Below are 19,949 nucleotides of genomic sequence, written 5' to 3' on the forward strand. Positions count from 1 at the left end.
AAGTCCTCGACTATCAGTAGGGGGGCCACTCGGCGAGGCCGTCGGAAAGTGCACCGGCCCCTGCGGAGACGGCACGTTCGACGACGGCGTCGTCGACGCCGCAGTCCCGGAGGACCGTCGCGGTGTCACTGTGATCGGGCCGTGCGGACGATGCGCCCGAGGGCGTGCGCGAGAACCGCGGGATCGGAGCCGGCGACCCCACCTCGTCGAACGCTTCGCGAAAGACGTTCTGCGGATGGGCACGTGCTTCCTCGGGGTCGAGAACTGGTGTCACGCACGCGTCGACAGTGTCGAAGATCGATGCCCACTCGTCGCGTGTGCGGGTCGCGAACACGTCGGTGAACATCTCCGTGAGCGGAGGCCAGTGGATCGGATCCATGTGCTCGGGGGCGGGTCCTTCCAGCTCCAGACCTGACCAGAGGTTTTGGAAAAAGCGGTCCTCGATGGCTCCGACGGCCACGAACTTGCCGTCCTTGGTCTCGTAGCAGCGGTAATAGGGAGCGCCCCCGTCCATCAGGCCGTCACCGCCCCTCGGCACGTGCCGCATGCCGTAGTCGCGGTGCACCATCACGGCGAGGGAGTTGACGCCTTCCACCATCCCGACGTCGACCATCTGTCCCACACCAGATGTGGATCGTTCCACCAACGCAGCCGCAATGCCGAACGCGGCGACGAGCCCGCCCCCGGCAAGGTCGGCCAAAGTGTTGAACGGCGGTCGTGGTGCGCCGGTGGACGTACCCGTTGCGCCCAACACACCGGATAATGCCAGGTAGTTGATGTCGTGCCCCGCAGCATGCGCCAGCGGGCCGGTGGAGCCGTATCCGGTCACCGAGCAGTAGATCAAGCCGGAATTGATCGCCGCCAGTTCCTCGTATCCCGCGCCCATTCGGTCGGCCACGCCGGGGCGAAACCCTTCCAGCAGCACGTCGGCCGTCCGAACCAGTTCGTGGAGCGCCGCTCGGCCTGAGTCGCTCTTGAGGTCCAGCACCACTTCCCGCTTTCCGCGTCGCAGCGACGGGTTGGGAACGCCCGCCCGGCCTCCCAGGACCGTGACGACGTCGGCCCCGAGATCAGCCAGGAGCATCGAGGCGTACGGGCCGGGGACCAACCGGCTCAGGTCGATTACGCGGATGCCGGCCAGTGGACCGGTTGTGTTGTTGTCGTTCGTCATTTCGTGCTCCCGTGATGTCGTTGTTCGATCGGGCGGGCTGATGGTCATCAGTGGACAGCGGTTATTTCACGGCCCTTCTGGTCCTTGAGGAAGAAGGAGAAGACGATCATGACGACGATGGCGATGGCTCCGGTCGAGATACCGCCGGCAAGACCGTAATTGGCGGCAAGAATTCCGACGATGAGCGGGCCTGTCGATGCGATGCCACGACCGACGGAGTACGAGAACGAGGCACCCGATGCCCGGATGGCCGTCGGGAACAGTTCGCCGAGCCAGGCGCCGAAGATGCCGAAGTACCCGAGCCCGAACGAGATGACGAAGTAGGAGAAGACGGTCAGCGACACACTGCTGTCGTTCGCGTTGAAGTAAGTGAACAACCCGAACCCGATGAGCTGAATGATTGCGAACGAGACCAGGCTCGATCGCCGTCCGATCTTGTCGCTGAGGCCACCGCTGGCGAGGTAGGACACCAGGGCGATTCCTGCACTGACGTACAGGATGGTGTTCGCGTCGGTTGCGGATACGCCGAGCTCCTCTTTGAGGTAGGTCGGCATCCACGACGAATACACGTAGTACGAGTACTGGCCGCCCATCACGACCAGGGTTGCGAGAACAACGATGCGCAACCATTGTGGGCGGGCCAGCATCGTCAGTCCGTTTCCCTGCTCCGGGATAGCTCCGCTCTCGACGCCGGCACGCATCGCGAGCCACTGCTTGGATTCGGGGCAGCGCCGCCGAACCCAGATGGCGGCGAGAACGGGTAGGCCCCCCATCACGAACGCCCAGCGCCAGTTCTCACCGGCAAAGATGGACGTCACCAAAATGGCTGCCGCATAGCCGAACCAGAGGGACGATTGCACGGCACCGCCCGCCAATCCCCGGCGTTTCGGCGTCCAGGCTTCGTTGAGAAGGGAGAAGCCGACCGCCCATTCGCCGCCGGTTCCGAAGCCGGTGACGACTCGTAAGAGAAGAAAAACCCAGAAGGTTGGCGCAAAGGCCGACAACACCGTGGACAGGCCGAACACCCAAATTGTCCAGGACAGGACTCGTTTGCGTCCGTAGATGTCGGCGAGGCGGCCGAAGACGATCCCGCCGAGGGCGGTGGCGATCAGCTGCGCGGTGAAGATCGCGCCGATCTGACCCCGCGTGATCCCGAACGAATCCATGATCGGTGTGGCTAACAGTGACACCAGCTGGAGATCGAAGAACTCCAACCCCCACCCCAGTGACGCTGCCGCCATGATGCGTCGTCGATCTACCCGAGTGTACGAAACATTCGTGTCGTGAGTCACCTTGGTGGTGGCCATGTGTACCTCATCTCAGTTGTGAATAGTTTGAAAGTAAACCCGCGTTAGGTGTTCGTCAAGCCCATCCGTACTGCAAAAACGCCTGTTTGGATCCGATCCTGTAGCCGGTGCGGACGCGGTTGCGAATGGTCGTGTGGCGTCGTGAGGACCCAAGGTCGACTGTCGGCACACTTGGTTCTCATCGCCGTGTCTCGGCGGTGTGATCTTGACACGCGAACCTAACGAGCATTTACTTATATTTCAGACGCGCAGCCACAGGGCAGCGCGGAACGGCCCGGGAGGACCTGATGGATCTGTGGAGAAACCTGGCGAGCGACGACACCATCGCGCGGGCGAAGCAATTCGCTCGGGAACACGTGGCTCCCGTCGCGACGACCCTCGACCGTGACGACGTGTATCCCCTCGATCTGGTGCGAATGACGGCCGAACTCGGCTGGAACTCCATGACGCTCGACACGAAGTACTCCGGCGGCGGGCGGTCCATGACAGAGCTCACCGCCGTGATGGAGGAGGTGTCGGTGTACAGCCCGATTCTCGGAATTTCGTTGATCACGATCTTCCAGAGCCAGAAGTGCATCGAGATGTTCGGCCAGGAATCGTTGAAGGAGAGGTACTTGCCCCAGTACTCGGCCGGGCTGACCGCGTCGTTCGCCTTGACCGAGGACGGACACGGAAGCGACATCCGGTTTTTGGATACCAAAGCGTCGAAAACCGAGAACGGTTGGCGCATCAACGGCGAGAAGGCCTTCATCACATCGGGGTCGGCCGCCGAACTCTTTCTGGTCCTCGCCGAGACCGAGAACGGCGTCTCCACTTTCGTCATCACTCGGGATATGCCCGGAGTCTCGACGTATCAGGGTGAACACGCCCAGACATTCGGTCTGCGGAACGGTCCGCACGTGAACCTCGTGCTCAATGACGTCGAGGTGCCCGACGACCACTTGGTCGGAACCGAGGGCCGTGGCCTGAAGCAGGTCATGGTCACCTTGGCCAACTCGCGCACGCTGGCGGCGGGGATCAGTTTGGGTATCGCGCGCGCCGCGGTGGAGGACGCTCTGCGATACGTCGACAAGCGAGAAGCATTCGGCTCGGTGGTTCTCGAATTCCAAGGTATCCAATGGTATTTCGCTCAGCTGGTGGCCGAAATCGACGCAGCGCGATTCGTGACCTACGCGGCGGGGCAGGACCTGGACGCCGGTCGAGACATCGCTCGGTCGTCGTCGGAAGCCAAGATGTTGGCAGGAGCGCTAGCGACGAAGGCCGCGGACATCGCCGTGCAGGTCTGTGGCGCACACGGGACGCGCGAAACCCAGCCGTTCGGTCGGTACCTGCGCGATGCGAAAGCGTACGAAGTGGCGGGCGGATCGGCCGAGGTCCTGAAGAATACGGTCGCGAAATCTCTGATCAAGGCGGTCAGGAGCGGGCACGCCTGATGTTCGCCGCGACCGTGCTCCGCCGATGCCAGACGTCGCCGGACCGCACATTTCTCCGAGTCGACGACCGGGCCATCACCTACGGTGAGCTTCTCGACACGGTCAGGCGAACCGCGTCGCTTCTCGACAGCAGGGGCGTGGGACCTGGAGATCACGTGCTACTCACCGCGCGCAACAGCCCGACGTTCATCTACCTGTGGTTTGCCATCCGATGGGTGGGCGCTGTCTGCGTCCCACTTCACAATCAGGCGACGGCGGAACACGTCCGCGGCATCGTCACCGATGCGGATATCTCCTTCGTGGCCGGTGACGATGACGGCATCGTCGAACTGTCTCGTGCCGGCTTGTGGAACGGCCCGGCGGCGGGGTTCGCGGATTACACCGAGCTCGAGCGGTGCGTCGCGAGGATGGCGGGCCTCGGTCCTGTGTCTGCCCGACAGGGCGACACGTGCAGTCTGCTCTATACGTCCGGGACCACAGGAGCGCCCAAAGGCGTTGTGCTCTCGGACGCTTCGTTCGTCGCGGGTGGCGAGCAACTTGCCGAGGCGCTCGCCGTCGGTCCCAACGACCGAATCCTGCTCGCGCTGCCGCTGTTTCACACCAACCCTCAGGTCTACGGCGTCATGACGGCACTCGCGACGGGCTGCTCGCTCGCGTTGGTCGACAAGTTCCGCCCGACCGAGTTCCTCGACGACGCAATCCGGTTGAAAGCGACCGCGTTCACCTACGTCGGCACAGTCCTCACCGCACTCCTGCGAGCACTGCCTGAGAACATCCCGCCGCACAGACTGCGCTTCTGCACGGGAGGGGGTGCGCCGTCGGAGGTATGGACCGGCATCGAAGAACGGCTCGGGGTGTCCGTTCACGAGCTGTACGGAATGACCGAGCTCGGTGGATGGGTAACTGCAAATCACGCCGGTGACATCCGACCGGGGACCTGTGGAACACCTCGCCCCGATGTGACGGTTGCCGTGCTGGACGATGAAGACGTAGCTTCGCCCACCGGCGAGCCTGGTGAAATTTGTATCCGCCCTCTACGCCCCCACGTCATCTTCGACGGGTACCGCAACCGAAGCGATGCCACGCTCGCGAAGATGCGCAACCTGTGGTTCCACACCGGAGATGTCGGCGTACTGGACGCAGATGGCCGTCTGAGCTTCCTAGGTCGCACAGACGATCTGATTCGGCGTAACGGCGAGAACGTGAACCCCGCCGACGTCGAATGGGTGTTGGCGAGCCATCCAGAGATTGCCGAAGTCGCGGTGGTCGGGATACCCGACGAACTGGCCGGGCAAGAGATCCGCGCAGTGGTCGTGGCGTCCGGTCCGCTCGACCCCCTGTCGATTCCGGAGTTCCTGCACTCTCGGCTACCCAGGTTGGCGTGGCCCCGCTACGTCGCGGTGGTCGATGCTTTGCCGAAAACGGCAACACAGAAGATCAGGTCGACGTTGCTGCGTAGCCGCGGTGATGCCGATATCGACCTGCGCGCCGAGCGCGTACACAACAACGGGAGGACGTGAGATGGCGTCGTCGGTCAACGTCAGCATTGCCGATGGGGCGGCGGAGATCACGATCGCTAACCCCGGAGCACGAAACGCCATCGACGCCACCATGGCGCGGGATCTCGTCGACGCCTGCGACAGGATTGACGCGGACGCGTCGGTCGGCGTGGCCATCGTGCGCGGCGACGACGGCTACTTCTGTTCCGGCGGGTCCCGTTCGGAACTGGCCGCGATTTCGAGCGCTCCTGTGTCGGACGAGGGCGTCGCATTGATTCAGACCATCTACGATGCGTTTCTTCGGGTCGGTCGGCTCCGGGTGCCGACCATCGCAGCGATTCGCGGTGGCGCAGTAGGTGCCGGTGTCAACCTGGCGATGGCGACCGATGTCCGAATCATCTCGTGCACAGCGCGTTTCACATCGGGCTTCGTCAACATTGGCATTCATCCCGGCGGTGGCCACTACACCTTGCTCGGTCGTTCGGCCAACCCGGAAGCTGCCACTGCACTCGGTGTCCTCGGTGACAGCGTCGACGGTGCACGAGCGGTCGAACTCGGCCTCGCCTACCTCGCCGTCGCCGACGAGTCAGTAGAGCCGGAGGCCTGGCGGCTGACCGAGACCTCCCGGCGCGACCCGGCGCTGGCTCGCGCTGCGATCGCCAGTCTCCGCGCCGAGGTGCACGCGCCGGGTGTGAGCTGGGATGCGGCGGTGGCGATGGAACGGGGCGTTCAGGCGTGGTCCTTCGCACGTAAGGGCGCGGCGCGGTGGGCGGAGCGGAAGCGGGCGGACTGAGCTTCAAGAAGCCCGAGGTTCGTAGCCGGCGCGTTCGGCGCGTCGTCGGATGGTCTTGTGGATCGCGGCCCCCGACAGAGGTGTGGTGCTGAGGTTGCCGCTCTTGGTAATGGCCTTGAACGGCGGGGCACGTGCGGCAGTGCGGGGCACTCCCCCGCGGCACACATGCTCGTCTAATGGGGCTCGGGCGCGGAGCAGTCGGATGACGGAGGGACGGCCACCGGCGTCTAACGCTGACACGACCTGCACCCACCGCACGTACGCACAGTGCGGGCAGGTGGCATTGGAGTCGGTGGTCGGAAGTGCCCGGACGATGCACCGGCCTTCCTGGTCTGACTTCGTTTGCGGAGTCGATGTACAGCCCGTACTCAGGGTGCAGGCGGACGTCGCGGCACTTGGAGTCTGCGAGTTCGGAGCGGCGGAGCGCGCCGGCGGAACCGAGCAGAAGCAGCGCGGTGCCGCGGCGCTCGCATACCTCGTCTGCCCAACCCTCGCACTGGACGCGTGCGGTGTCGACGAGGTGCAGGATGTCGGACACCAGCAACGGCGCTCGTTGGGTGCGGGGTCGGTCGACGGCGGGGGCGTACTGCCGGCAAATGCCCGTTAACGCTGCCGTCACTAGTTTTTGCTTCATGGGCGAGGTGTGCCCGGTGGTCTGATGAAAGTGGTTTATCGCTGATGCCCACGCCGACAGAGTGCTGGCGGCGTAGGTCCTCTCCCCTGCCGCGGTGACGGCGTCGGCGGAGTCGGCGGTATCGACCAGATACGCCGCGACGGTGACGAGGTGTGCCGGCAACGCGACGTGCCCGTTGCGGATGCACCAGTCGGTCAACCGGCGCCACCCGGATCCGTAGGCGCGGCGGGTACCGGCTGACCGGGACGACTCCACCGCAGCGGCGATGCGTGCGGCCACCGCCGCGGGGATCGCCGGCGCTGCGCCCTCGGATGGGCCCGAGACGGCCGTCAGAGAGTGCACGGGGGCCGTTTCAGCAGGTTTGGACTCCTTCGCTGCCTAGACCCCTCGTCGGACACGGCCACAAGCCAAAACTGTGCTGAACTGGCTTTTCAGGGGCGATGGTGCGTTAACTGAAATTATCGACGCCGATGCCCCACGGGCGGCGTGGAGATCCCCTTCCGCCCCAATGAGCCCCTACCCCAACAACACCCGGTACCCCGGCTTCACGACGTCGTCGATCAACGCCAACCTCTGATCGAACGGCAGGAACGACGACTTCAGCGCATTGATGGTGAAGCGCTCGAGGTCGGACCACCCGTAGCCGAAGGCCGTGGCGAGCCGGTACATCTCCTTGCTCATCGAGGTGTCGCTCATCAGCCGGTTGTCCGTGTTCACGGTGACGCGGAACCGTAAGCGGGCCAGAATGTCGAAGGGGTGCTCCTCGATGCTGGCCACGGCGCCCGTCTGGACGTTGGAGCTGGGGCACAGTTCCAGCGGAATCCGCTTGTCCCGCACATAGTTCGCGAGCTGGCCGAGTTCGCGGGCGCCGTCGGCGTTCGTGGTGATGTCGTCGACGATGCGCACACCGTGGCCCAACCGGTCCGTGCCACAGAACGCGATCGCTTCGTGGATGGAAGGCAGGCCGAACGCCTCGCCGGCGTGAATGGTGAAGTGCGCGTTATTCGCCCGCATGTACTCGAACGCGTCGAGGTGCCGGCTCGGGGGGAAGCCCGCTTCCTTGCCTGCGATGTCGAAGCCCGCGACACCCTGGTCGCGGTACCGGACCGCCAGTTCGGCGATCTCGCGGGAACGGGCGGCGTGCCGCATCGCGGTGAGGAGGCATCCGATGACGATGGGTCGACCGGCCGCACGGGCGGCGCTCTCGCCCTGGCGGAACCCTTCCAGGGTGTGCTCGACCACCTCGTCCAGTGTCAGCCCCTTCTCCAGGTGCTGCTCGGGCGCGTAGCGCACCTCGGCGTAGACGACACCGTCGGCGGCCAGATCCTCGGCGCACTCGCGCGCCACGCGCTGCAGGCCCTCGGCCGTCTGCATGACGGCGACGGTGTGCGCGAACGTCTCGAGATACAGCTCCAGGGAGCCGCTGTCGGCGGCGTCGCGGAACCACCGGCCGAGGCTCTCCGCGTCAGACGCGGGAAGCCCGTCGTACCCGCACTCGCTCGCCAGTTCCAGCACGGTCGACGGCCGGAGCCCGCCGTCGAGATGGTCGTGCAACAACGCCTTCGGCGCGCGGGCGATGTTCTGCATGTCCAGGGGTGCCGGACCGCTCAGTCGTGCCGCGCTGTCCGGAGCAACCGTCAGATCGTCATCCATGTCCCGACTGTAGTGTTCGCGGCCGCGCCTCGCGCCCTTCGCCTACAGCGGGTCGAGGATGCGTTTGAGGAACTGTTGCGTCCTCTCCTGCGCCGGGTGCGTCAGCACATCGGTGGGGGTGCCTCGCTCGACCACGACTCCCCCGTCGACGAACAGCACCTGGTCGGCCACCTGCTGCGCGAACCGGATCTCGTGAGTGACCACGACCATGGTCCAGCCCTCGCTCGCGAGGTTCTTCATGACCGACAGCACCTCGCCGACGAGCTCGGGATCGAGCGCCGAGGTGGGCTCGTCGAACAGCATGAGCTCGGGCGCCAGGGCGAGTGCGCGGGCGATCCCGACGCGTTGCTGCTGCCCACCCGACAGCTGGAACGGGTACTGGTCCTCCTTGCCGGTGAGACCGACCTGCGCGAGCAGTTCCCTGCCCGCCGCCTCGGCCTCCGCCCGCGGGTGCTTCTGCACGATCACGGGACCCTCGACGACGTTCTGCAGCACCGTCTTGTGCGGGAACAGGTTGTGGCTCTGGAACACCATGCCGCTCTGTGCGCGCAGCGCTGCCGTCGCCGACCGGACGCGGCCACGCGGAGCCGACGCCAGCTCACCGAAGTCCGCGGACACGTCGCCGATGCGCACGGTGCCGGAGTCCACCGGGTCGAGCGCGTTGAGCCCGCGCAGCAGCGTGGTCTTGCCGGAGCCCGACGGACCCACGACGACGGTGACCGTGCCGCGGTCGGCGGTGAAGTCGACTCCCTGCAGAACGTGGTTGTCGCCGAACGACTTCCGCAGTCCCGTCGCCTCGATCAAGGGCTTCTCGGTCATCGCGCCACGTACCTGTCCAGTCGGGTCTCGAGTCTGCCCTGCACGGAGGACAGGACGATGCAGATGATCCAGTAGTACACCGCGGCCACCGAGTAGAGCGCGAAGAAGTCGAAGGTGGGGGCCGCCGCGAGCTGCGCCACTCGGAGCAGCTCGGTGACCAGGATCGTGGACGCCAGCGATGTGTCCTTCACCAACGAGATCAACGTGTTGGACAACGGCGGCACCGCGGTGCGCAGCGCCTGCGGCAGGACGATGCGCTGCAGCGTGGTGCGGTACCCCATGCCGATGGTCTCGGCCGCCTCCCACTGGCCCTTGGGCACGCCGAGAATGGCCGCCCGCACGATCTCGGCCGCGTACCCACCGACGTTGATGCTGAACGCCACCACCGCCGCCGGGAACGGCGAGATGACCACCCCGAACTGCGGCAACGCGTAGAACACGATGAACAGCTGCAGCAGCAACGGCGTGCCGCGGACGATCGAGACGTAGAAGCGCGCGATCAGCGACAGGGGTCGGATCGAGGAGATTCGGGCCAGTGCCACGGCCAGCGCGATCGCGAGACCGATGACGAAGCTGATCGCGGTGAGCGGCAACGTCGTGGTGACGGTGGCCTTCAGCATCGGCACCAGGTTGCGGGTGATCAGTTCCTGAGTCGACTCGGTGGCCCCTGCCTCGGCGGTGGGGGCGGTGGCCGCGGCCGTCTGCGGATCCGGCACCGCGACGTCGGACCCGAAGTAGCGCTCCGAGGCCGCCGCCAGCGTGCCGTCGTCCTGCAGTTCCGCCAGCGCGGTGTTCACCTGCTCCATCAGGCCGCTGTCCTTGCGGGCGGCGAAGGCCTGCAGGCTGGTGTCCCCGGTCTGGGCGGCGACGGCGACACCCGTGTCCCCGGTCTGTGCGAAGTACTCGGCGATGGCGAGCGAGTCGTTGACGGTGGCGTCGACACGGCCGTCCTTGACCAGCGTCACCGCCTGGACGAATCCCTCGACGGCCTGCACCTGAGCGCCTGCGTCGGTGGCCACCTCGGCCCAGTTGCTCGTCGACGACTGCGCCGTGGTCCGGCCGGCCAGATCCGCCAGCGAGGTGATCGACGTGTCCCCGGCCCGCGCGACGATCTCGCCCTCGGAGACGGTGTACGGCCGCGAGAGGTCGTACTTGGCCTGCCGTTCGTCGTTGACGGTTACTTGGTTGGCGATGAGGTCGAACCGGCCGGACTCGAGACCGGCGAAGATCGAGTCGAACGGCGTCTGGACGAACTCGACGCGTACGCCGAGTTTCTCCCCGACCGCGCGGACGACGTCGATGTCGTACCCCGTCAGGTCACCGTCGGACCCCTGAAAACTGAAGGGGCTGTACGTGCCCTCCGTGCCGACCACGAGCACACCGTTGTCGGTGACCGTGTCGATCAACGGCTCGTCCGAGGACGACCCGCACGCGCCCAGCAGGATCGGGAGCATCACCCCCACCAGCGTGACGAGGGACCACCGAGCGCGCGTCACGCTACGTACCGATCCGATCCAGGATCAGCGGCGAGACGGCAGGAGCGTCGTCGCCGACGGCCCATCCGTCCGTCAGCGCCTCGAGCGCACCGTCGAACCGTTCCGGGGTGTCCGTGTGCAGCGTGAACACCGAACTCCCGGCGGACACCCGCTCTCCCGGTCTGACATGCATGCGCACCCCTGCTCCTGCCTGGACCTGCTGGCCCTGCCGCTCGCGCCCGGCACCCAGCCGCCAGGCGGCGATACCCACCGCCATGGCGTCCACACGGGTGACCACGCCGTCGCGGTCGGCCACGACGTCGTGAGTATGTCGTGCCACGGGCAGCGGCGCATCGGGATCGCCGCCCTGTCCGGCGATCATCGCCCGCCACCGGTCCATGGCCGTGCCGTCGCGCAGTTTGTCGGCCGGATCGACACCGTCGAGTCCGGCGGCCGCGACCATCTCGCGCGCCAGCGCGAGAGTCAGCTCGACGACGTCCGCGGGGCCGCCGCCGGCCAGGACGTCGAGGGATTCCTGCACCTCGAGAGCGTTGCCGGCGGTGAGGCCGAGCGGGGTGGACATGTCGGTGACCAGGGCGACCGTGTTGACGCCCGAATCGGTGCCGAGCTCGACCATCGTCGCGGCGAGCTCGCGCGCCTGATCCAGCGACTTCATGAACGCACCCGATCCGCACTTCACGTCCAGGACCAGTGCGCCCGTCCCCTCGGCGATCTTCTTGCTCATGATCGACGCGGCGATCATCGGGATCGACTCGACGGTGCCGGTGACGTCACGCAGGGCGTAGAGCTTCTTGTCCGCCGGGGCCAGATCCGCACCCGCGGCACAGATGACGGCGCCGACAGCAGGATCGTCGAGGAGTCGGGTCATCTCGTCGGCCGTGAGATCGGCCCGCCAGCCCGGAATGGACTCCAGCTTGTCCAGCGTGCCGCCGGTGTAGCCGAGACCGCGTCCCGACAGCTGCGGCACCGCCGCACCGCACGCCGCGACGAGGGGTGCGAGCGGGAGCGTGATCTTGTCCCCGATACCGCCCGTGGAGTGCTTGTCGACGGTGGGACGCGAGATGGACGAGAAGTCCATGCGGCTGCCCGAGGCGATCATCGCGTCGGTCCACTGACGGATCTCCACGCGTGTCATGCCGCGCAGCAGAATGGCCATCGTGAGGGCCGACATCTGCTCGTCCGCCACGTCGCCACGGGTGTACGCGTCGACCATCCATAAGATCTGGTCCGAAGAAAGAATGTGGCCATCGCGTTTGGTGGCTATCACCGATACGGCATCAGGCATCGGTCACCGCCTTCTCGGCGGTGTTCGAGACCTGCCCGGCGGCGAGATCGTCGGGGCCGAACGCCTCGGGGAGGAGGTCGCTCAGTGGACGCACACCCGACGCCGTGTCGATCAGCAGATCGCCTCCGCCGAACTCGAACAGAAGCTGCCGACAACGGCCGCACGGCAGCAGGATCGAGCCTCGACTGTCGCAGCACGAGAACGCGATCAGGCGTCCGCCGCCGCTCGCATTCAGCGCCGACACCAGTCCGCACTCGGCGCAGAGCCCGAGACCGTATGAGACATTTTCCACATTGCATCCGGCGACGATGCGTCCGTCGTCCACTGTCGCAGCGGCCCCCACGGGGTAGTTCGAATAGGGCGCGTAGGCGTGGGTCATAGCCTCACGAGCACTGTCGCGCAAGGATTTCCAGTCGACTTCCGGCATGAGGGCGATCCTGTCACGTCGAGGCTGCCACTGCAGGCAACTCCGAGCGACCCACCAGGTCATTGGACAGGCAAACCTAACTTCCGGTCGGCAGGGAAACGCCAGGCCCAACGCGAATTAGTGCGTGTCCGAGCATGGGATTAGAGTTCGAAGAAGTCGTTTCACACACACGATCGAGCTGGATTTCTCCGGTATCTCTCCGGGCGTCTTCGCTCGTCGCGTCCATCAATGATGTTGGAGGCACTGCACTCGATGGCTAGCACGACCGAAGCCGCCCCGACGCGGGAGCGCACGCGGTCTCTGTACCGCGGAGACCCTGGCATGTGGTCCTGGGTTCTGCACCGGATCACCGGTGTCGTCACGTTCTTCTTCCTGTTCGTGCACGTCCTGGACACGGCGCTCGTCCGCGTCGATCCCCAGGCGTACAACGACGTGATCGACACGTACAAGACGCCGATCGTCGGCCTGATGGAGCTCGGCCTCGTGGCCGCGGTGCTCTACCACGCACTCAACGGCATCCGAGTCATGCTCGTCGACTTCTGGTCGAAGGGAACCCAGTACCAGCGCCTCATGCTGTGGGTCATCCTCGGCATCTGGTTCGTCGTCATGATCCCGGGCGCGGCACGCATCCTCTACAACACCTTCACCGGGGGGCACTGAGCCATGGCGACCACCGACGCAGGTGCCAAGCAGGCACGCACGCTGGGAACGTCTCACGACCGTCCCGCCAGCCTCGACAATCCGCGCTCACCGCGCCGGAAGAACCGCGGCAACTTCGAGCTCTACGCATGGCTGTTCATGCGCTTCTCCGGACTCGCGCTCGTCGTCCTCGTCCTCGGCCACATGTCCATCATGTTGCTGCTCGACGACGGTGTTCACCGCATCAACTTCGCCTTCGTGGCCGGCCGCTGGTCGAGCCCGTTCTGGCAGGTGTGGGACCTGACGATGCTCTGGTTGGCGCAGCTGCACGGCGGCAACGGTCTGCGGACCGTCATCGCCGACTACTCGCGCAAGGACTCCACGCGGTTCTGGCTCACCACGCTTCTGGTGCTCTCGATGATCCTCATCATGGGTCTGGGCACGTACGTCATCTTCACGTTCGACCCCAACATCATCGCCAGCTAGGGGAGAGTGCACATGCAGGAACATCGTTACGACGTACTGATCGTCGGTGCCGGTGGTGCAGGTATGCGCGCGGCGATCGAGGCCGGTCCGCGCGCCCGCACCGCGGTGCTCACGAAGCTCTACCCCACTCGCAGCCACACCGGCGCGGCTCAGGGCGGCATGTGTGCTGCCCTCGCCAACGTCGAGGAGGACAACTGGGAGTGGCACACCTTCGACACGATCAAGGGCGGCGACTACCTGGTCGACCAGGACGCTGCCGAGATCATGGCGAAGGAGGCCATCGACGCGGTCCTCGACCTCGAGAAGATGGGCCTGCCGTTCAACCGCACGCCCGAGGGCAAGATCGACCAGCGTCGCTTCGGCGGGCACACCCGTGACCACGGCAAGGCGCCCGTGCGCCGTGCGTGTTACGCCGCCGACCGCACCGGTCACATGATCCTCCAGACGCTGTACCAGCAGTGCGTCAAGCACGACGTGGAGTTCTTCAACGAGTTCTACGCACTGGACATCGCGCTGACGGAGACCGACGAGGGCCCCGTGGCCACCGGCGTCATCGCCTACGAGCTGGCCACCGGCGAGCTACACGTGTTCCACGCGAAGTCGATCGTGTTCGCCACCGGCGGTTCGGGTCGTATCTACAAGACCACCTCGAACGCCCACACCCTCACCGGTGACGGCATGAGCATCATCTTCCGCAAGGGCCTGCCGCTCGAGGACATGGAGTTCCACCAATTCCACCCGACCGGCCTCGCCGGACTGGGCATCCTCATCTCCGAGGCCGTGCGCGGTGAGGGCGGAATCCTCCGCAACGCGGACGGTGAACGCTTCATGGAGCGCTACGCCCCCACCATCAAGGACCTCGCGCCGCGCGACATCGTCGCCCGCTCGATGGTGCTCGAGGTGCTCGAAGGTCGCGGTGCCGGACCGAACAAGGACTACGTCTACATCGACGTGACCCACCTCGGCGCCGACGTCCTCGAGGAGAAGCTCCCGGACATCACGGAGTTCTCCCGCACGTACCTGGGCGTCGACCCGGTCACCGAGCTGGTGCCCGTGTACCCGACGTGCCACTACGTCATGGGCGGCATCCCCACCAAGATCCGCGGTGAGGTGCTCCGCAACAACGACGACGTCGTTCCCGGCCTCTTCGCCGCCGGCGAGTGCGCCTGCGTGTCCGTGCACGGCTCCAACCGTCTCGGCACCAACTCGCTGCTCGACATCAACGTGTTCGGCCGTCGCGCCGGCATCGCTGCCGCCGAGCACGCCAACAGCGTCGACTTCACCCCGCTGCCCGAGGCTCCGCAGAAGATGGTCGAGGAATGGCTCGAACTCATCCTCTCGGATCACGGCAACGAGAAGGTCGCGACCATCCGCACCGAGCTGCAGCAGTCGATGGACAACAACGCGTCCGTCTTCCGTACCGAGGACACCCTCAAGCAGGCCCTGAGCGACATCCAGGGACTGAAGGAGCGCTACGGCCGGATCACCGTGCAGGACAAGGGCAAGCGCTACAACAGCGACCTGCTCGAGGCCGTCGAGCTCGGCTTCCTGCTGGAGATGGCGGAGGTCACCGTCGCCGGTGCTCTCAACCGCAAGGAGACTCGCGGCGGACACGCCCGCGAGGACTACCCGGAGCGCGACGACGTCAACTTCATGCGCCACACCATGGCGTACAAGGTGGGCGAGGGTCTGCTCTCCGATATCCGCCTCGACTACAAGCCCGTGGTGCAGACCCGCTACGAGCCGATGGAGCGTAAGTACTGATGAGCGCACCCGCTATCGACAAGTCCGAAGACAAGGGCGGTCTGCCTGCGGTTCCGGACGAAGCAGTGATGGTCACACTGAAGATCGCTCGCTTCAACCCGGAGGACGACAAGGGTTCGCACTGGGACAGCTTCCAGGTCCCCACCCTGCCGACCGACCGTCTTCTCAACCTGATGCTGTACGTGAAGAACTACCTGGACGGCACGTTCTCGTTCCGCCGCTCGTGCGCGCACGGCGTGTGCGGCAGCGACGCGGTCCGTGTCAACGGTGTCAACCGTCTGGCCTGCAAGGTCCTGATGCGCGACATGCTCCCGAAGGACTCCTCGAAGTCCCTCACCATCACGATCGAGCCCATCCGCGGTCTGCCCGTGGAGAAGGACCTCATCGTGAACATGGAGCCGTTCTTCGACGCGTTCCGTGCCGTCAAGCCCTACCTGATGACGTCCGGCAACGAGCCCACGCGTGAGCGCATCCAGTCGGCCGCCGACCGCGCGCGGTTCGACGACACCACCAAGTGCATCCTGTGCGCGTGCTGCACCACCTCGTGCCCCGTGTACTGGAACGACGGCAGCTACTTCGGTCCCGCCGCCATCGTCAACGCACACCGCTTCATCTTCGACAGCCGTGACGAGGGCGCTCCCGAGCGCCTGGACATCCTCAACGACGTCGAGGGTGTGTGGCGCTGCCGCACCACCTTCAACTGCACCGACGCGTGCCCCCGTGGCATCCAGGTGACGAAGGCGATCCAGGAAGTCAAGCGCGCACTGCTCTTCGCACGCTGATCCTCGCGCACCACCACGAGAGCCCGCTCCTGCACTGCAGGAGCGGGTTCTCGTGCGCTTCGGACTAGACGAACGCCGAGTACCCCGTCACTCCCCTGCCGACGATGAGGTTGTTCATCTGCGACGTGCCCTCGTACGAGTACAGCGCCTCGGCATCGGTGAAGTAACGGATCACGTCGTAGTCGAGCACGATGCCGTTGCCCCCCATGATCTCTCGGGCCCAGCCCACCACCTCACGCAATCGCGTGGTGGTGTAGCTCTTGGACAGTGCCGCGTGCTCGTCGTGCTGCACCCCGGAGTCCTGCAGCTGCGACACCCGCAGGGCCATCCCGAGGCACGCGGTGATGTTGCCGGCCATGCGCGCGATCAGGTCCGAGATCAACTGGAACGACGCGATGGGCGCCCCGAACTGCTCGCGCTCCTGTGCGTAGGCCACCGCCTTCTCGAAGGCGCCGATCATCACTCCGACCGCGCCCCACGCGACGCCGCCGCGGGTGAGGGACAGGACCTTGGCGGTGTCGGCGAACGAGTTCGCGTGCTCGAGTTTGTTCGCGGTGGGCACCCGGCAGTCCTCGAAGTACAGATCTGCGTTCTCGACCGCGCGCAGCGAGTACTTGCGCTCGATCTTCTCCGCACGGAACCCCTCGGGGAAGCCGTCGTCCCCCTTCTCGAGGACGAAGCCCTTCACCTCACCGTCCGCCTCGTCCTTCGCGTAGACGATGATCAGGTCGGCGAAGGTGGCGTTGCCGATCCACCGCTTGCTGCCGTTGAGGATCCAGTGGTCGCCGTCGAGCCGCGCCGTGGTCTCCAACCCGCCGGCGACGTCGGAACCGCCGTGCGGCTCGGACAGGCCGAAGGCGCCGATCTTGTCCATGCGGCGCATGGCCGGGAGCCACCGCTCCTTCTGCTCGTCCGAGCCCAGGATGGCGATGCTGCTCATCGCGAGCCCGCTGTGGACCGTGAACATGGTGCCTGTGGACGGATCGACCCGCGAGAACTCCATGCCCAGCCACCCGGTGAAGACCTTGCGTGCGGGCGCCCGACCGTCGAACTCGTACTCCAGACCGACGATCCCGAGATCGGCCAGGCGCGGGAGCAGATGGACCGGTGACTCCGCCTTCTCCCAGAACTCGTTCGCGCGCGGGGCGACCTCGTCCTCGAGGAAGCGACGCACCACCCCGACCGTCTCCGACTCCTCGTCCGTCAGAATGCCCTGGTAGCCGAACATGTCCGCGGCGAGGAACCCCTTCGCGAGAGGTCCCAGCGGTTCGTGCTTGCTCATGTGCGGCTCCTGTGTCGGTCGTCCGGCGAGTGGTCGGGTGACGCCTGTGTCTGTCACCGTGCTGCACGGATACCCCGACTGTCCCGAGATCGGTCGAACCCGTCGAACGGATCTCGAGGTGTTCTCGAGGTATCCGGAGTCCCCGCTGTGCGGTCTCGACGAGGTGGGGCCATAGTTGAGCGGTGACAGAACCCGGGGGCAGCTCGACGACCGAACCCACCATCGGCCGCGGGCTGGTCCTCCTGTTGGCCGTCACCTGCGGTGTCCTGGTCGCGAATCTGTACTACGCGCAACCGCTGCTCGACACGATCGCTCGCTCCTTCGACATCGAGGAGGGCACGGCGGGCATCCTCGTCACCACCGCGCAGATCGGCTACGCCATCGGTCTGGCGTTCCTCGTCCCGCTCGGCGACCTGATCGAACGGCGGCGCCTCATCGTCACCGCCGCCCTGATCTGCGCCGTCGCGGACGGCATCGCCGTGGTCTCCCCCGGCTTCCCGATGCTCGCCGCCGCCCTCGTCCTCGCCGGGGTGGGAGCGTCCGCCGCCATGGTCATCGTCCCGCTCGCCTCGGCCCTCGCCGCGGAGGAGGATCGCGGACGCACCGTGGGCACCGTCATGAGCGGCCTGCTCACCGGAATCCTGCTCGCCCGCACCGTCAGTGGGTTCCTGTCCGAACTGGGCGGCTGGCGGTTGGTCTACGGGGTGGCCGCCGTGGCCATCGCCCTGCTCGCGGTGGTGCTGCGGAAGTACGTCCCGGTGTCGACCCCGGTGGTGACCGACACCTACCGCGGCATTCTCGGCTCCATCCTGACGCTCGTACGCGAACTCCGGGAGCTCCGGTTGCGCATGGCTCTGGGCGCGCTCCTCATGGCCGCGTTCTCGGTGCTGTGGACCGGGCTCGCGTTCCTGCTCGCGGCTCCGCCGTTCTCCTACGGTGACGCCGTCATCGGCCTGTTCGGCATCGCCGGGGTCGCCGGTGCGTTGATGGCACCCATCGCCGGGCGCATGACCGACAAGGGACACGGACGGCGCGCGACGACGCTGTGCCTGACGATCCTGCTGGCCAGCTGGGCGCTGCTCTTCCTCGGATCGGGCAGCTCCGCCGTGTCGGCCGTCGTCGTCCTGATCGTCGGCATCATGGCTCTCGACCTGGGCACCCAGGGCGCGCACATCAGCAATCAGAACGTCGTGTTCGTCCTGGATCCGCCGGCGCGAAACCGTCTCAACACCGCGTACATGGTGAGCTACTTCGGCGGCGGCGTCCTCGGTTCCGTCGCCGCGTCCGTCAGCTATTCCGTCGGTGGGTGGGCGGTGCTGTGCCTCACCGGGGCAGCGATCTCCCTCGCCGCACTCGCCATCTGGCTCCTCGGCCGGAGCGCGTCATCGGGGAGTGTTGTGCGGAGTGACCACGTGCACGGGTGACGGCTCGTCCCGAACACCGTCCAGGGCACCGGCGGCCTGCATGAGCAACCGGCACGCCGACCGCGCGTCGGCACGCAGATCATGGTGCAGCACAGCCGAGATGGAGCGCTCGGCCAGCAGCCGACGGTTGTCCGCGTCGAGGTCGTGGGCGATGAACACCCGGCACCGACGACCCACCCGCTCGAAGGCCCGCACGGTGGCGACGTTGCCGCCGCCGATGGAGTAGACCGCCTCGATGTCGGGGTGCTGCGTCAACGCCTCGACCACCAGGTCCTCGACCGTGTCGTCGAGTCCGCTGCTGCGGGCGATGTCGAACACGGCCCGCGGCACCCCGGACGCCGTGCGGCGCAGGGCCCGACGGAACCCGATCTCCCGTTCACCCTCGTTGCGGAACGTGTCGTGGCTCAATGTGACCAGCACGCTCGACGTCGACTCCCCCAGCCACTGATCGACGAGGTACGCCGCGGTGGCGCCCGCGGCGCCGTCGTCGATGCCCACGTACGCGGTGCGCGCGCTCGACGGCACGTCGCTGACGTAGGTCACCACCGGGATGCCGGCTGCCACGACGGCGTCGAGCGCGTCGGACACCTGCGGATCGTCCGGTGCCTTGACGATCAGTCCGTGCGAGCCGCGCGCGCGGATGCCGTCGAGCGTCTCGAGCATCGCGGGCACCGACTCCGTCTCCCGGAAGTGGAACCGCGACCGGACCACGGCCGGTGACAGCATCGGCAACTCGGCCTCGAGGGCGGACCGCACCTGGGAACAGAACCGCTCGGGTGCCTGCATGACCACGTCGACGAAGAACTTGCGCCCCGACAACCGCAACTGGGTGCGCTGCTTGTCGAGGTCGGCGATGGCCTGGCGCACCTCCGCTCGGGTGTCCTCCCGGACACCGGGCCGCTCGTGCAGCACCCGGTCCACGGTCGCCTCGCTCAGGCCCGACTGCTGCGCGATCTCCCGCACTTTGTAGCGATGTCCCACAGCAGTGTCCTCTCGAGGTGTTTTTGATGCGTTCAGAGTGTTGATCACCGGCGCCGGGACCGCAAGACTTCCCG

At 66.3% G+C, this 19,949-nt stretch carries 18 protein-coding genes; 9 read left to right on the plus strand and 9 right to left on the minus strand.

Annotated features, from left to right (window positions below):
- Positions 1-13: 13 nt before the first annotated feature.
- Both OHB23_RS16980 and OHB23_RS16985 read right to left on the minus strand, forming a co-directional pair.
- On the minus strand, positions 14-1,171 hold the full coding sequence (locus tag OHB23_RS16980; protein WP_328809965.1) for a CaiB/BaiF CoA transferase family protein: 1,158 nt from the start codon (positions 1,169-1,171) through the stop codon (positions 14-16).
- A gap of 47 nt (positions 1,172-1,218) precedes the next feature.
- The gene (locus OHB23_RS16985; protein WP_328809966.1) at positions 1,219-2,478 is read right to left on the minus strand and encodes an MFS transporter; all 1,260 of its coding nucleotides are present in this window, start codon (positions 2,476-2,478) and stop codon (positions 1,219-1,221) included.
- 287 nt (positions 2,479-2,765) lie between these two features.
- Here OHB23_RS16985 and OHB23_RS16990 point away from each other — a divergent pair, with 287 nt between their 5' ends.
- The 4 genes from OHB23_RS16990 to OHB23_RS17005 all read left to right on the plus strand — a co-directional run bounded on the left by OHB23_RS16990 (position 2,766) and on the right by OHB23_RS17005 (position 6,810).
- Positions 2,766-3,911, plus strand: a complete 1,146-nt coding sequence (locus OHB23_RS16990; RefSeq protein ID WP_328809967.1) for an acyl-CoA dehydrogenase family protein — start codon at positions 2,766-2,768, stop codon at positions 3,909-3,911.
- A complete protein-coding gene (locus tag OHB23_RS16995) occupies positions 3,911-5,431 on the plus strand; it encodes a class I adenylate-forming enzyme family protein (protein ID WP_328809968.1) in 1,521 nt (506 codons plus the stop codon). Before OHB23_RS16990 ends, OHB23_RS16995 begins: the two co-directional genes overlap by 1 nt.
- A gap of 1 nt (position 5,432) precedes the next feature.
- Positions 5,433-6,203, plus strand: a complete 771-nt coding sequence (locus OHB23_RS17000) for an enoyl-CoA hydratase/isomerase family protein (RefSeq protein WP_328809969.1) — start codon at positions 5,433-5,435, stop codon at positions 6,201-6,203.
- A gap of 373 nt (positions 6,204-6,576) precedes the next feature.
- Positions 6,577-6,810, plus strand: coding sequence for a hypothetical protein (locus OHB23_RS17005; RefSeq protein ID WP_328809970.1), 234 nt, complete (start codon positions 6,577-6,579; stop codon positions 6,808-6,810).
- A 543-nt stretch (positions 6,811-7,353) separates the two neighbouring features.
- On the opposite strand, the gene OHB23_RS17010 is transcribed toward OHB23_RS17005, so the two are convergent.
- The 5 genes from OHB23_RS17010 to OHB23_RS17030 all read right to left on the minus strand — a co-directional run bounded on the left by OHB23_RS17010 (position 7,354) and on the right by OHB23_RS17030 (position 12,517).
- Positions 7,354-8,424: an adenosine deaminase gene (locus tag OHB23_RS17010; protein WP_037184105.1), complete on the minus strand. Its 1,071-nt coding sequence runs from the start codon at positions 8,422-8,424 to the stop codon at positions 7,354-7,356.
- A gap of 108 nt (positions 8,425-8,532) precedes the next feature.
- Entirely contained in the window at positions 8,533-9,309 is a 777-nt protein-coding gene (locus OHB23_RS17015; RefSeq protein ID WP_056447689.1) for an amino acid ABC transporter ATP-binding protein, read from the minus strand.
- Complete coding sequence (locus OHB23_RS17020; RefSeq protein WP_328811670.1) at positions 9,306-10,763, minus strand: ABC transporter permease subunit; 1,458 nt, start codon at positions 10,761-10,763, stop codon at positions 9,306-9,308. Before OHB23_RS17020 ends, OHB23_RS17015 begins: the two co-directional genes overlap by 4 nt.
- 43 nt (positions 10,764-10,806) lie before the next feature.
- Positions 10,807-12,090 (minus strand): thymidine phosphorylase, encoded by a 1,284-nt coding sequence (locus OHB23_RS17025; RefSeq protein ID WP_328809971.1) that lies wholly within the window; start codon positions 12,088-12,090, stop codon positions 10,807-10,809.
- A complete protein-coding gene (locus OHB23_RS17030) occupies positions 12,083-12,517 on the minus strand; it encodes a cytidine deaminase (RefSeq protein ID WP_027503722.1) in 435 nt (144 codons plus the stop codon). The genes OHB23_RS17025 and OHB23_RS17030 overlap by 8 nt, the downstream gene beginning before the upstream one ends.
- Before the next feature lie 252 nt (positions 12,518-12,769).
- Here OHB23_RS17030 and sdhC point away from each other — a divergent pair, with 252 nt between their 5' ends.
- From sdhC to OHB23_RS17050, 4 genes are read left to right on the plus strand one after another with little or no spacing between them, the layout of a single operon-like run.
- Positions 12,770-13,177, plus strand: coding sequence for a succinate dehydrogenase, cytochrome b556 subunit (gene sdhC / locus OHB23_RS17035; protein ID WP_081821085.1), 408 nt, complete (start codon positions 12,770-12,772; stop codon positions 13,175-13,177).
- Between the two features lie 3 nt (positions 13,178-13,180).
- Positions 13,181-13,642: a succinate dehydrogenase hydrophobic membrane anchor subunit gene (locus tag OHB23_RS17040; RefSeq protein ID WP_328809972.1), complete on the plus strand. Its 462-nt coding sequence runs from the start codon at positions 13,181-13,183 to the stop codon at positions 13,640-13,642.
- Positions 13,643-13,654: 12 nt separating this feature from the next.
- On the plus strand, positions 13,655-15,406 hold the full coding sequence (sdhA, locus tag OHB23_RS17045) for a succinate dehydrogenase flavoprotein subunit (RefSeq protein ID WP_027503725.1): 1,752 nt from the start codon (positions 13,655-13,657) through the stop codon (positions 15,404-15,406).
- Positions 15,406-16,188 (plus strand): succinate dehydrogenase iron-sulfur subunit, encoded by a 783-nt coding sequence (locus tag OHB23_RS17050; protein WP_027503726.1) that lies wholly within the window; start codon positions 15,406-15,408, stop codon positions 16,186-16,188. The genes sdhA and OHB23_RS17050 overlap by 1 nt, the downstream gene beginning before the upstream one ends.
- Before the next feature lie 64 nt (positions 16,189-16,252).
- On the opposite strand, the gene OHB23_RS17055 is transcribed toward OHB23_RS17050, so the two are convergent.
- Positions 16,253-17,470: an acyl-CoA dehydrogenase family protein gene (locus OHB23_RS17055; RefSeq protein WP_328809973.1), complete on the minus strand. Its 1,218-nt coding sequence runs from the start codon at positions 17,468-17,470 to the stop codon at positions 16,253-16,255.
- Between the two features lie 182 nt (positions 17,471-17,652).
- Here OHB23_RS17055 and OHB23_RS17060 point away from each other — a divergent pair, with 182 nt between their 5' ends.
- Complete coding sequence (locus tag OHB23_RS17060; RefSeq protein ID WP_328809974.1) at positions 17,653-18,894, plus strand: MFS transporter; 1,242 nt, start codon at positions 17,653-17,655, stop codon at positions 18,892-18,894.
- Here OHB23_RS17060 and OHB23_RS17065 read toward each other — a convergent pair.
- Positions 18,853-19,875, minus strand: a complete 1,023-nt coding sequence (locus OHB23_RS17065) for a LacI family DNA-binding transcriptional regulator (protein WP_027503728.1) — start codon at positions 19,873-19,875, stop codon at positions 18,853-18,855. The two genes, OHB23_RS17060 and OHB23_RS17065, sit on opposite strands and share 42 nt — an antisense overlap.
- Positions 19,876-19,949 lie beyond the last annotated feature (74 nt).

This window comes from Rhodococcus sp. NBC_00294, assembly GCF_036163995.1.
Classification (GTDB): Bacteria; Actinomycetota; Actinomycetes; order Mycobacteriales; family Mycobacteriaceae; genus Rhodococcoides.

What these genes read in the sequence shown, in the direction of transcription:
- OHB23_RS16990 (WP_328809967.1), top strand. Translation starts at nt 2,766, where the DNA reads ATGGATCTGTGGAGAAACCTGGCGAGCGACGACACCATCGCGCGGGCG.
- OHB23_RS17015 (WP_056447689.1), bottom strand. Translation starts at nt 9,309, where the DNA reads ATGACCGAGAAGCCCTTGATCGAGGCGACGGGACTGCGGAAGTCGTTC.
- OHB23_RS16995 (WP_328809968.1), top strand. Translation starts at nt 3,911, where the DNA reads ATGTTCGCCGCGACCGTGCTCCGCCGATGCCAGACGTCGCCGGACCGC.
- sdhA (WP_027503725.1), top strand. Translation starts at nt 13,655, where the DNA reads ATGCAGGAACATCGTTACGACGTACTGATCGTCGGTGCCGGTGGTGCA.
- OHB23_RS16980 (WP_328809965.1), bottom strand. Translation starts at nt 1,171, where the DNA reads ATGACGAACGACAACAACACAACCGGTCCACTGGCCGGCATCCGCGTA.
- OHB23_RS17010 (WP_037184105.1), bottom strand. Translation starts at nt 8,424, where the DNA reads ATGCAGAACATCGCCCGCGCGCCGAAGGCGTTGTTGCACGACCATCTC.
- OHB23_RS17020 (WP_328811670.1), bottom strand. Translation starts at nt 10,763, where the DNA reads ATGCTCCCGATCCTGCTGGGCGCGTGCGGGTCGTCCTCGGACGAGCCG.
- OHB23_RS16985 (WP_328809966.1), bottom strand. Translation starts at nt 2,478, where the DNA reads ATGGCCACCACCAAGGTGACTCACGACACGAATGTTTCGTACACTCGG.
- sdhC (WP_081821085.1), top strand. Translation starts at nt 12,770, where the DNA reads ATGGCTAGCACGACCGAAGCCGCCCCGACGCGGGAGCGCACGCGGTCT.
- OHB23_RS17040 (WP_328809972.1), top strand. Translation starts at nt 13,181, where the DNA reads ATGGCGACCACCGACGCAGGTGCCAAGCAGGCACGCACGCTGGGAACG.
- OHB23_RS17055 (WP_328809973.1), bottom strand. Translation starts at nt 17,470, where the DNA reads ATGAGCAAGCACGAACCGCTGGGACCTCTCGCGAAGGGGTTCCTCGCC.
- OHB23_RS17030 (WP_027503722.1), bottom strand. Translation starts at nt 12,517, where the DNA reads ATGCCGGAAGTCGACTGGAAATCCTTGCGCGACAGTGCTCGTGAGGCT.
- OHB23_RS17000 (WP_328809969.1), top strand. Translation starts at nt 5,433, where the DNA reads ATGGCGTCGTCGGTCAACGTCAGCATTGCCGATGGGGCGGCGGAGATC.
- OHB23_RS17025 (WP_328809971.1), bottom strand. Translation starts at nt 12,090, where the DNA reads ATGCCTGATGCCGTATCGGTGATAGCCACCAAACGCGATGGCCACATT.
- OHB23_RS17050 (WP_027503726.1), top strand. Translation starts at nt 15,406, where the DNA reads ATGAGCGCACCCGCTATCGACAAGTCCGAAGACAAGGGCGGTCTGCCT.